Origin of the sequence: Cellulomonas sp. ICMP 17802 (assembly GCF_041295535.1) — a bacterium.
Classification (GTDB): Bacteria; Actinomycetota; Actinomycetes; order Actinomycetales; family Cellulomonadaceae; genus Cellulomonas.
Genome location: NZ_JBGFQZ010000033.1, coordinates 23,693 through 35,387 on the forward strand (window position 1 = coordinate 23,693; position 11,695 = coordinate 35,387).

Sequence of the window (11,695 nt, forward strand, 5' to 3'; positions counted from 1 at the left end):
GTAGGCGCCCGCGAGGGTCATCCAGTTGGACGTCGGCCCAGGACGCCGGATGGCCTACATTGCTCCCATGCCGATCGACGACGAGCGAGCAGCCTGGCTGACTGGCCTGCGCACCGCAGACCGCGACATCCACGAGGCTCTCGCGGCCGAGGTCGCTACCCGCGAGATCGCCGCGCTCCACGACCGCGTCGCCGCGCTGCACGCCCAGGTGGACGGCCTGCGCGGGGCTGTCCGAGTGCGCGACGAGCTGCTCCAGGACCACCGGGTGGCCATCGCTGAGCGTGACGTGCGGATCGAGAACCTCCTCGCGACCGCCGCTGCGGCGCCGGGCCCGTCCCCGGTCGCGACCCGGGTCGTGCACCTCGTCAGGCGGGCCGCCCGCGTCCCCCGCCGGATCGTGCGCTCCGCCGCCCGGGTCGCCGGTCGATGACCCCACCCGTCTGTTCCCTGCTGGTCGCGGCGGGAGCCGACCGCGATGGCGCGCTCGCCACGATCGGTGCCGCGGCCCTCGTCCGCGCTCCGACGGCGTCGTGGGAGCTCGTCCTCGTGACGGCGACGCCGACCGGCGTGGACCACCCGTGGCTCCGCGAGATCGTCGTGCCCGACGCGACCCTGAGCGCGCAGCTGACCAAGGCCCTCGACGCCGCGCGCGGTACCTGGGTCGCGGTCCTCGGCGTGGGGGACCGCCTCGAGCCCGGCGCCCTCGAGGCCGTGCAGAGCCGGCTGGCCAGCGACCCCGGTCTCGACGTGCTGTACACCGACGAGCAGTGGCCCGGCGTCGGCGCCGGCGGCATCTTCACCAAGCCGGCCTGGGCCCCCGAGTACGAGCGGGGCATCGACTACCTGGGCCGGGTGTGCCTGCTGCGGCGCTCCCTGCTGCGGTCGGTCGGCGGGTTCACCGAGGAGTCCGCGGGCGCGCAGGAGTGGGACGCGCACCTTCGGGTGGTCGAGCGCACGGACCGGATCGGGCACCTGCCGTTCATCGGCGTGAGCCGTCCCGAGGCGCCCCCGACGACGAACGACGTGTGGGACGCCGGCGAGCGGGCCGTAGCGCGCCACTTCGCCCGGGCCGGCCAACGGGTGCGCACGCAGCGCGCGGAGTACCCCGGCGGCGTCAGCGTCTGGCGGGAGGTCGACGAGCAGCCCCGGGTCTCGGTCGTCGTCCCCACGGGCGGCGGACGGCGGACGGTGCGGGGCCGCGACGAGCTGCTGGTCGAGCTGTGCGCACGCTCGCTGGTCGAGCGGACCGACTACGCGCACTGGGAGCTCGTGCTCGTGCCATCGGAGGGCACCCCGGACGAGGTGGTCGACCGCGTCCGCGCAATCGTCGGCGACCGGCTCGTCGTCGCACCGGCGCCGGGCACGTTCAACTTCTCCCGATCGGTCAACATCGGCGCCGCCGCGGCGAGCGGGGAGCAGGTCCTGCTGCTCAACGACGACATCGAGTCGATCGACGCCGACTGGCTGGGCCGGATGGTGTCGGTGCTCCGGGACCCGTCGATCGGCGCCGTGGGCGCCCGGCTGGTGCACGAGGACGGCCGGCTCCAGCACGTCGGCGTCGTGTACTCCGACGTCTGGCTGCCGTGGCACGCGCTGCAGGGCAATCCGGACGGCTTCACGCACTTCGGGCTGGGACTCCTGGACACCGACTTCGTCGCCGCGACGGGTGCCTGCCTGCTCCTGTCCCGCCAGGACTTCTTCGACCTCGGCGGGCTCACCGAGGATCTGCCGCTCAACTACAACGACGTCGACCTGTGCCACAAGGTCGTCCGCTCGGGACGCCGTGTCGTGGTCACCCCGGCCGCCCGCCTGCACCACTACGAGTCCTCGACCCGCACCGCGGACATCCTGGACTCCGAGGTCGAGACGCTCCAGGAGGACTGGATCTGGCTCGCCTGGGCGGACCCGTGGGAGAACACGCGCAGCGTTCACTGACCGCGGTTCCGGTACGCCGACGCTCAGCCGGTAGTGTGGCGGCCCGGCGGACGACCCTGGTCCGCGGACAACTGGGTACGGCAGACAGGTGGCACGGATGACCGACGCGAAGACGATCGACAACGACGGCGAACGCATGGTCCCCGAGTTCCACCGTCCGTCGCTCATGTACAGCGAGCACGTCAACCGCTACCTGGCAGCCACGGAGGTCGTGCGCGGCAAGCGCGTCCTCGACATCGCGTCGGGCTCGGGCTACGGGAGCCAGCTGCTCGCCGGGTCGGCCGCCAGCGTGATCGGCGTCGACGTGAGCGCCGACGCCGTCGCGTACGCCTCGACGGAGCACAGCCGGAGCAACCTCGAGTTCCGCGTCGGCGACGCCGAGCGCATCCCCGTGGACGACGCCAGCGTCGACGTCGTGGTCACTTTCGAGACCATCGAGCACGTCGCGGACTACGAGCGGTTCGTGGCGGAGATCGATCGCGTGCTCGCCCCCGGTGGCGTGGCTCTGGTCTCGACGCCGAACGACCTCGAGTTCATCGAGGGCAACCACTTCCACCTGCACGAGTTCGTCTACGACGAGCTGATGGAGCTGGTCAGCAGGCACTTCTCGTTCGTGCGCCCGTACTTCCAGGCCACCTGGAAGGCCGTCGCGATCGGCACGCAGGAGGCCTTCAGCACCGAGGGCCCGGTGGACATGCAGGTGACCAACCTCGCGCCGCTCGAGCGGGACCAGTACCTCTACTTCTACCTCGTCTGCGCGCGCGAGCCTGTCGACCTCGAGATCCCCGCCCAGCTGGCGCTCGGCGGGCACTACTCCGACCGGCAGAACCAGCAGGCCGACCTGGCCATGATCGCGGCGGCCGACGCGCTCACCGCCCGCATCCGTGAGGTCGAGGCCGAGCGGGACGCTCTCGCCCAGGATGTCGCGACCATCACGGCCACCCGCGGCTACCGGTTCTCCCGGTCGCTGGCGAGCGTCGCGCACAGGTTCGGCCACCGGCCGGGCGCCTGACGACGGGGCGCAGTCAGCGCCCCAGCACCGACCGGACCCGGTTGCTGATCTTGCCCAGGGTGTGCCGCACACCCCCGCGCCTCAGGTGGCGCACCAGCGCGCTCGCGTCGGCGCGCGCCGAGCGGACCAGCACGGGACCCGACGCGGCCGGAGCCGCGTGGTCACGCAGCAGGCTGGAGTCCGCCGCACGCCGCGGGTCGTCGCAGATGGCGAGCACGGGAGCGAGCACCCGCGGCCACCGGAAGTCCTCGGCGGCGTGCTCGACGTTGACCCGGACCCGGGCCCGCTCGTCGGCGTCGGTCAGCAGCTCGCCCAGCGCAGCGGCGAGAGCGGGCACGTCCTCCGCAGGCACGACGCGACCGAGCCCGGCGCGCTCGACGAGGGGCGCGAACGCGTCCCCGCCGGTGCTCACGATCGGCAGACCCGCCCAGAGGTAGTCGAGGATCCGGGTGCGGAACGAGAACTCGGTCTCGACGTGCGGGAAGTGGCACGAGACGCCGATGTCGGCATCGAGCAGGTAGTCGGCCCGCCGCTCGTACGGGACCCAGTCCTCGTTGAAGAAGACGTGCGTGCCCAGCAGGCCCAGCTCGTCGGCGAGGTCGCGCAGCCGCTGCGCCATCCGCATCTCGGGGACGTCCGGGTTCGGATGGCGCATGCCCAGGAAGTAGAGGCGCACGTCGGGGACGGTCTCGCGGACCACGTCGATCGCGCGCACGAGGGTGAGCGGGTCGAACCAGTTGTAGACACCACCGCCCCAGATCACGACCTTGTCGTCGACTCCGATGCCCGGGACGACCCCCTTGATCGCCGGGCCGGTGCGCCGCGGCGGCTCCGATGAGATCCCGAAGGGCACGATCCGCACGAGGTCCCGCAGGCTGGGGTCGGCGTCGTACGTGAGCCGGTTGAGACGGCCGGCCGCCGCGAGGTGCCCGATCCACAGGTCGCGCTGCCGGTCGGACGCGCACAGGAAGACGTCCCCGCGCGTGATCTGTGCGTCGAGCTCACGCAGCGCGGAGGCCAGGGAGTCGTCCCGCGCTGCCGGCGACTGGCCCCGCTGCACCTCGAGGCTCTCGATGTGGAACGGGTCATAGAGGTCGACGACGACGACGACGTCGATCTCCCGGAGCCACGGGAAGGTGGCCGCGATGTAGCCCTGAAGGATCACGACGTCGGCCCACTCGACGGCGGCACGGAACTCCCCCACGCCGATGCGTGCGGCCTCGAAGCCGACGCCGTCGCGGGTGCACTCGCCGAAGGTCAGCAGGCGGACCTCGTGGGTCTCCGAGAGATAGCGGGAGATCTCCCACGCGCGGATGGCCGGGCCGGCCATCTGCTCGGCAAGCCTGTCGAGCGTGACGACGACCACGCGCGCCGCGTGCCCGTCCCCGCTCACGCCTCGGTCCCCTCGCGGACCGCGCCGGGGACGACAGCGCCCCACGAGGCGGGCAGCGCCAGGTAGCCGCCGGACCACCGGTGCGCGCCGCTGTCCACGGTGAACCGCGCGATGTCCCGCACGTAGTCGATCGAGTGCGTCGTGGTCGAGTCGGTGACCGCGGCCGTGACGATGTAGTCGCCCGGGTGGAGCTGGACCGACGGGAGCTCGCACTCGACCACGCCGTGCGTGTCGACCCGGCCCACCAGGGCCTCGGCGTCCCGCGTGTTCGTCGCCGCGAGATACGTGCCGTCGAGCGCCTCGACCGCGAACCCGATGACCGGACCGTCGACCGGGGTGGCGACCTCGTAGGAGATCCGCACGCGGGCCGGCTGCCCGACGTCGATGCGCGTGCGGCCGTCCGGTCCGAGCACCTCGACGCCCGTCACGCGGATCTCGCCGCTGCCGGTGTGCTCCAGACCCCCGACGACCGCGACGCCCGTCGCCCCGCGGGTCGACTCCTCGTAGTGCTCGAGAACGTCCGCCGCGGTGCCGACCGCGCGCAGGTGCCCGTGGTCGAGCCACGCAGCGTGGTCCGCCATCGCCCGGACCGAGGGCAGAGAGTGGGACACCAGGACGACCGTGCGACCTTCCCGGTTGAGGCTGGCGAACTTCTCGGTGCACTTGGCCTGGAAGGCGGTGTCACCGACGGCGAGCACCTCGTCGACCAGCAGGATCTCCGGGTCGACGTTGATGGCGACGGAGAAGCCGAGCCTGACGTACATGCCCGACGAGTAGTTCTTCACGGGCTGGTCGATGAACTGCTCGACGCCCGAGAAGTCGACGATCTCGTCGAACTTGCGGTCGATCTCCTGACGGGACATGCCGAGGATCGACCCGTTGAGGTACACGTTGTCGCGGCCCGAGAGCTCGGGGTGGAACCCCGAGCCCACCTCGAGCAGCGCCGCCATCCGACCGTTCGTCGTCACCGAGCCGGAGTCCGGGACGAGGATGCGGGCGAGGCACTTGAGCAGCGTCGACTTGCCGGAGCCGTTGTCGCCGACCAGCGCGAAGGTCGACGACTCGGGGATGGTGAGGCTGACGTCGTCGAGCGCGAGGAAGTCCTCATAGCTTCCACGGCTGCGCCGCATCACGGCGGACTTCAGGCTCTGGTTGCGCTCGTGGTAGACCCGGAAGCGCTTGGTGACGTTGTCGACGACGATCGCGTCGCCCATCAGAGCACCTCCGCCAGCCGCCGCTGGTGGCGCTCGAACACCCAGCTGCCTACCGCGAGGGCGACGACGGCCCAGACGATGCACTCCAGCGAGGTGCCCCACTCGGGCAGCCGGTTGTCGTAGAGCAGGTTGCGGAAGATCTCCGTGAACCCTTCCATGGGGTTGAGCCGGTACAGGTCGAGCAGGGTGACGTCCCCGAACAGCGGCCCCCGGCTCTCCGAGATCGTCGCGACCTGGCTGATGGGATAGAGGATCGGTGTCAGGTAGAACCACACCTGGAACAGGATGGTCACCAGATGCTGCATGTCCCTGAAGTACGCGTTGGCGATCGAGAGCAGCAGCGAGACGCCGAGCGAGAAGACGAAGAGGACGGCCATCGCAAGGACGACCAGGGGCACGAACGGCAACGGGTTGCCGCCGAAGAGCACCAGGGCCACCACCAGCACCGCCATCTCGATGGCCCAGGTGTAGGACGCGGCCAGCGCGTTGGAGATGACCAGCGCGGAGCGCGGGAAGTAGACCTTCTTGATGAGATTCTCGTTGCCCACGAGCGATGACATCCCGCCGGTCACCACCGAGGTGAAGAACGTCCACGGGAGCAGCGCGCACATCAGCCACAGCGCGAAGATGTCCAGCCCGCTCGGCTCGCCGATGTCGGGCTCGATCTTGATGATGACCGAGAAGACAAGGGTGTAGACGAGCATCTGCGCCAGCGGGTTGGCCAGCGACCAGAGCTGCCCAAGCGCTGTGCGCTTGTACTTCCCCTTGACCTCCCGACGGGTGAGGTTGACGAGAAGCTCGCGCGACGAGCGGACGTCGGCGATCAGGCTCACGACACCTCCGGGACGGTCTGCGACGTGCCGACCGGGTGCGGCGGCAGCGACCTAGGTTAACGCGTGGCGCCGGAGTGCCAGGTCAGCCGAACCAGCCCTCGACGTCCACGACGACGTGCGCCGTACCTGCGTCGTTGTACACCCGCACCGTGCGGTTCGCGGCGATGGGAACGGCGCTGAGGTTGACCTGGTCCCGTCCCGCCCCGGTGTTCAGGTCGGACGCGAGCGGGCGGGTGCCGGGGGGCGCCCACGCGGTGAGGAAGGTCATCCGGGCGGTCTGCTGCGTCGCCGCGAGGGCGACCATCGCGACGCGCGCCTCGGCCGGGAGCTCCGCCGCCGTGAGCGGCATGTCGCGCTGCTCCCCTGCGGCGAGCGGTCCGCCCGAGAGGCGCGTGTCCCACGCGCGAGCCGGGACGATCGGCGTGTAGCGAAGCGCGCCGTCCGTACCGAACCATCCGACGACGTCCAGCACGACGTCGGCCGATGCGCCCTGCAACGCGAGGGTGACCTTGCCGTCTGCGCCGAGCGGGACGATCGTGCGGTTGCTGACGTTGTCGCCCGGGAGGTGGTTGACGCTCGCGACCGTCGGAACTGCGCCCCCGGAGGGGTAGGCGACGATGTTTCCGACCCCGGTCGGCATCACCGAGCTCACGTTGACCAGGACGGCCTTCGCGCCCGCCGGGATGCCTGACCGCCCGGCGACCTGGACGGTGCGGTTCGCCCCCGCCACGAGCCGGCCGCCCTCGGCACGCGTATCGAGCACGCGAGCCGCGGTCGCGAGCGGTGCGTACCCGACGGCTGCCGCACTGTCCTCGACGAAGTAGCCGGTGACGTCGACGACGACGTGTGTCGACCCCGAGTTGTTGTAGATGCTCACCTTGCCGCCACCACCGACTGCCGACACCACCCCCGCGCCCGTGGTGCGAGCGGGGTCGCTGTTGAGCACGGAGGCGTCCGGCATCGGTTGACCCGCCGGCCAGACGCGCAGGAACGTCCACGCTGACGAGGCGACCGTGGTGACGTTCAGTGCCACGGCCTTCGCGTCGGCCGGGATACCCGCCACGCCTGTCACGGACAGGTCCATCCGTGACGCGGGCCCGAGGGACGCCCCGGTGAAGCGGGTGTCGGTCAGCCGGGTCGGCACGACAGGGACGAACGCCAGGTTTCCGACAACCGGAACGGCCGGCACCACGGGCGGGTTCTGGCTCCCTGTGACGGCGAACGCCGTGCTCCACGGGACGACCGGGACTCCGCTGCCTCGCTCGGTGCCGCTGAGAGTCAGGCGATAGGTGCCGGTGCCGAGGTAGGTCCCCCCGTCGCTCCTGCCGTCCCAGCCGACGAGCGCCGAACCGCCAGACGGCCCGGCAGCGCCGGTCCTGCGGACGAGCTCGACACCTGTGCGCTGGTCGACGATGCTCAAGGTCCAGTCGATCGTCGAGATCACGCCGCCGGACACAGTCAGACCGGAGCCGTACGCGACGGAGGTCGTCGATGCCGACGGGTTGACCCACGACGCTCCGATGAGCTGACGGGCGCGCGACTTGATCGCCCCGAGGACCGCGTAGGCATTCTCGCCCGGACAGGCGGTGAACGCGACGTCCCGGTGTCCGATGACCACAGGGAGCGCCAGGTACGTACCCGCCGCGAAGCGAGAGTTCTCGCCACCCAGCGTCGTGTAGCCGATCGTGCTCGTCGGGTCGCGGTGGTACGCGGAGAGCCGCCACGCGATCAGGCGCGCGACACTCTCCTGCACCGCCGCGGACGGCGTGATGCTGCTGTAGTCCCCCACCATCGAGATGCCCACGGTCGCCGTGTTGAACCCGCCCGCGTGCACGCCGATGACGGGCTTGGTGCCCGAGTCCGCGCGCCCCTCGTAGACGTTGCCCCACTTGTCGACGAGGAAGTTGTAGCCGATGTCGCACCAGCCCCGACCGTCCTGGTGGTACTTCTGGTCGTTCCGGATCTGCGCCATGGCCTCGGCCACGGACGAGTAGGTGTTCGGTCCGGCGGTGTGGTGCACGACGGCCGCGAGCAGGGTCGAGGCGACGTCGAGGGCGCACCGGGCGGGCGCCGCGCCCCAGGCCGCCCGGGAGATCACGCCGGGAGCGGCGACCGCTGCCGCGACGGTCGCGGTCGGCTGGACCGCCGCCGCGACCTCGGTGCGGGGGACCGACCTGGACGCGACCGCGCCACGGTCGACGGTCGTCGAATCGGCCGCTGCGTCGGAGCCGACCAGCACGAGGCGGACGTCCGACGAGGTCGCCGCAGCCTCGGTCGGGAAAGAGAGCTGGAGCGCGTCGGCGTCGCCGATCCAGACGGACTCGGTGCCGCCGCGCAGGTCGCGGCCGGCTTCGGTCGTGCCCGCGTCCGGCGACACCCCGTCGTCCTCGAGCGCGGTCCAGCGTGACCACGCACCGTCCGTCCGCGTGCGCACCTGGACGCCCAGGTCGCCGTCGGGGCCAGCGCTCGCCCAGGTGACGCCGGCCGTCTGGTAGTCGGTCGACGCGACGAGGTCGCTCACCACGCGATCGCCTGGGGCAGGCTCGTCGGCGACGACGGTCCCGTCGGTGGCCGGCTCGCTGGGCGACCCGGCCGCTGCGGGCACGGGCGGACGGACGTCGACGGGGACCTCGTCGAGGGCGATCGCCTCCGCCGGTCCAGGATCAGTCGCCAACGCCGCCGCCGGCCGCGCGAACGGCGCCGTCGCCGGCGATCCGACCTCCGCCGCCTGTGCCGCCGGCCCGCTCAGCAAGATCGCCCCGCACAGCAGCAAGGTCAGAGCTGCCGCCGTCGTCCTGTTTCCCATGATCCGCCCCCAATCCTGGGGAAGTGGACCAGTACAGGTGCGCAGGGTCAAGTCCCCACGCGGGCGGGCCCGATATGCTCGGCGTGCTCCCACCCCTCCCGGAGGTTCTACCCGTGCACCTGCTCGTCACCGGCGGAGCCGGCTTCATCGGCTCCAACTTCGTCCACCAGACCGTCCGCGAGCGCCCCGACGTCCGCGTCACGGTGCTCGACGCGCTGACGTACGCGGGCGACGAGCGCAGCCTGGACCCGGTCGAGGGGAAGGTCGTCTTCGCCAAGGGGGACATCGCGGACCCCGACATCGTCGACAGCCTGGTCAAGGACGTCGACCTGGTGGTCCACTTCGCCGCCGAGTCGCACAACGACAACTCGCTGCACGACCCGTGGCCGTTCGTGCGCACCAACGTCATCGGCACGTACCAGCTGCTCGAGGCCGTCCGCCGGCACGACGTGCGGTACCACCACATCTCCACGGACGAGGTCTACGGCGACCTCGAGCTGGACGACCCGGCCAAGTTCACGCCGGACACCCCGTACAACCCGTCGAGCCCGTACTCCTCGACCAAGGCGGCCTCGGACCTGCTGGTCCGCGCGTGGGCCCGCAGCTTCGGCGTGCGCGCCACGATCTCCAACTGCTCGAACAACTACGGGCCGTACCAGCACGTGGAGAAGTTCATCCCGCGCCAGATCACCAACGTGATCGACGGCGTCCGGCCCAAGCTCTACGGCTCGGGCGAGAACGTGCGCGACTGGATCCACGTCGAGGACCACAACAGCGCGGTGTGGGCCATCATCGAGCGCGGCCGCCTCGGCGAGACCTACCTCATCGGTGCGGACGGCGAGGAGAACAACAAGACCGTCGTCGAGGACATCCTCGAGATCATGGGGCAGCCGGCGGACGCGTACGACCTCGTCAGCGACCGCCCGGGCCACGACCTGCGCTACGCGATCGACTCCACCAAGCTGCGCGACGAGCTCGGCTGGGTGCCGCAGTACGAGAACTTCCGCGCGGGCCTCGAGGCCACCGTCGCGTGGTACCAGGCGAACGAGGCGTGGTGGCGACCGCAGAAGGACGCGACCGAGGCGAAGTACGCGCAGCTGGGCCGCTGATCTGCACAGATCCTCCACGCGACCGCTGCGCGCACTCCCCCGGACGGCGCGGGGGCGCTCCTAGGATCCTGGGGTGACCTCCCGCCACGCCGCTGTCCAACGCCCTCGCGCTGCCCGCCACGTCCGCCGCCTCCGGACGCACGGCGTGGTCCGTGGCATCGCTCTGTGCGTCGTCGCGCTCGTCGCGTTCGCCGGTGCCGGAGCCGCCGCGGCGGCCGTGAAGCTCCAGAGCAACGTCGACCGCGTCGACATCTCCAGCCTGGTCCAGCCCGCCCCGTCCTCGACGTCGACGCCGGACCCGGACGACCCGAACGCCGGCCAGGCCGTCAACATCCTCATCCTCGGGTCGGACCAGCGCGACGGCGTCAACGGCACGATCGGTGGCGCTGCCGCGGGGATGCGCTCCGACACCGCGATGGTGCTGCACGTCTCCGCAGATCGGTCCCGGGTCGAGCTCGTCTCCATCCCGCGCGACTCCCTGGTCGACATCCCCTCGTGCACCATGACCAACGGCAAGACGTCACGCGCCACTCATGGCATGTTCAACTCCGCATTCGCGACCGGCTGGGACATGGGCGGCGACATGGCGTCCGCCGCAGCGTGCACGATCAACACGGTGCAGCAGAACACGGGCGTGACGATCGACCACTTCGTCGTCGTCGACTTCGCGGGCTTCCAGCAGATGGTCAACGCCATCGGTGGCGTCCCGATGTGCTTCCCGACCGCACTGAAGGACAAGCTGTCGGGACTCAACGTGCCCGCGGGCCAGCAGACTCTCGACGGCACCATGGCGCTGGCCTACGCCCGCGCCCGGCACGGGGTCGGCGACGGCTCGGACACCAACCGCATCGGCAACCAGCAGAAGCTCATCGCGGCGATGGTCCGCGAGGTGATGTCGGCCGACGTGCTCACGAGCCCGACCAAGCTGGTCGCCTTCCTCAGCGCCGCGACGAGCTCGCTGACCACGGACAGCACGATGTCGATCGGCAGCATGACCGGCCTCGCCTACAACCTGCGGAACATCAGCAGTGGCAACATCACCTTCATGACGATCCCGTTCGCTCCCGCGAAGTCGGACCCCAACCGCGTCGAGTGGACGTCCGCGGCGGACGTGGTGTGGTCGAACATGGCCAACGATGTGCCGGCGCTCGGCGAGGCGCCCACCGCGCCCGCGACGACGGCTCCGACGGCTCCGTCGACCACCGCGCCCGGCGCGACGACAGCGCCGCCCGCGACGCCGACGCCGACCGAGACCAAGAAGCCGGGTCGCGAGGCGTTCACGGTCGACGACACGACCGACGTCTGCTGACGGATGAGCGCCGACGAGCGGACCACGCGCACACCCCCGCCCAGCTTCGTGCCCGGAGCGCCCGCGCGGCCCCCGGGTCCGGCA

Annotated in this window: 9 protein-coding genes; 5 read left to right on the forward strand and 4 right to left on the reverse strand. The window is 71.2% G+C overall.

Annotated features, from left to right (window positions below; genetic code table 11):
• Nucleotides 1–67: 67 nt before the first annotated feature.
• From AB5970_RS17010 to AB5970_RS17020, 3 genes are all read left to right on the forward strand, one after another.
• Nucleotides 68–430 (forward strand): hypothetical protein, encoded by a 363-nt coding sequence (locus AB5970_RS17010; RefSeq protein ID WP_370505133.1) that lies wholly within the window; start codon nt 68–70, stop codon nt 428–430.
• On the forward strand, nt 427–1,935 hold the full coding sequence (locus AB5970_RS17015; RefSeq protein WP_370505134.1) for a glycosyltransferase family 2 protein: 1,509 nt from the start codon (nt 427–429) through the stop codon (nt 1,933–1,935). Before AB5970_RS17010 ends, AB5970_RS17015 begins: the two co-directional genes overlap by 4 nt.
• Before the next feature lie 97 nt (nt 1,936–2,032).
• Nucleotides 2,033–2,947 (forward strand): class I SAM-dependent methyltransferase, encoded by a 915-nt coding sequence (locus AB5970_RS17020; RefSeq protein WP_370505135.1) that lies wholly within the window; start codon nt 2,033–2,035, stop codon nt 2,945–2,947.
• Nucleotides 2,948–2,960: 13 nt separating this feature from the next.
• Here AB5970_RS17020 and AB5970_RS17025 read toward each other — a convergent pair whose 3' ends face one another.
• The 4 genes from AB5970_RS17025 to AB5970_RS17040 form a co-directional block, all read right to left on the reverse strand.
• Nucleotides 2,961–4,340 carry a glycosyltransferase family 4 protein gene (locus AB5970_RS17025; protein ID WP_370505136.1) on the reverse strand — a complete coding sequence of 460 codons (1,380 nt, stop codon included), beginning with the start codon at nt 4,338–4,340 and terminating at the stop codon, nt 2,961–2,963.
• A complete protein-coding gene (locus AB5970_RS17030; protein ID WP_370505137.1) occupies nt 4,337–5,554 on the reverse strand; it encodes an ABC transporter ATP-binding protein in 1,218 nt (405 codons plus the stop codon). The genes AB5970_RS17025 and AB5970_RS17030 overlap by 4 nt, the downstream gene beginning before the upstream one ends.
• Nucleotides 5,554–6,387 (reverse strand): ABC transporter permease, encoded by an 834-nt coding sequence (locus AB5970_RS17035; protein WP_370505138.1) that lies wholly within the window; start codon nt 6,385–6,387, stop codon nt 5,554–5,556. The genes AB5970_RS17030 and AB5970_RS17035 overlap by 1 nt, the downstream gene beginning before the upstream one ends.
• A gap of 82 nt (nt 6,388–6,469) precedes the next feature.
• Nucleotides 6,470–8,908, reverse strand: a complete 2,439-nt coding sequence (locus tag AB5970_RS17040) for a peptidoglycan recognition protein family protein (protein ID WP_370505139.1) — start codon at nt 8,906–8,908, stop codon at nt 6,470–6,472.
• 398 nt (nt 8,909–9,306) lie between these two features.
• Between AB5970_RS17040 and rfbB the strand changes: the two genes are divergently transcribed.
• Nucleotides 9,307–10,302 (forward strand): dTDP-glucose 4,6-dehydratase, encoded by a 996-nt coding sequence (gene rfbB / locus AB5970_RS17045; RefSeq protein WP_370505140.1) that lies wholly within the window; start codon nt 9,307–9,309, stop codon nt 10,300–10,302.
• A gap of 145 nt (nt 10,303–10,447) precedes the next feature.
• On the forward strand, nt 10,448–11,611 hold the full coding sequence (locus AB5970_RS17050; protein ID WP_370505141.1) for an LCP family protein: 1,164 nt from the start codon (nt 10,448–10,450) through the stop codon (nt 11,609–11,611).
• The last annotated feature ends 84 nt before the right edge of the window (nt 11,612–11,695 follow it).

Excerpts from the sequence above, each read along its gene's own strand:
- AB5970_RS17010 (WP_370505133.1), top strand. The coding sequence starts at position 68 with ATGCCGATCGACGACGAGCGAGCAGCCTGGCTGACTGGCCTGCGCACC.
- AB5970_RS17015 (WP_370505134.1), top strand. The coding sequence starts at position 427 with ATGACCCCACCCGTCTGTTCCCTGCTGGTCGCGGCGGGAGCCGACCGC.
- AB5970_RS17020 (WP_370505135.1), top strand. The coding sequence starts at position 2,033 with ATGACCGACGCGAAGACGATCGACAACGACGGCGAACGCATGGTCCCC.
- AB5970_RS17030 (WP_370505137.1), bottom strand. The coding sequence starts at position 5,554 with ATGGGCGACGCGATCGTCGTCGACAACGTCACCAAGCGCTTCCGGGTC.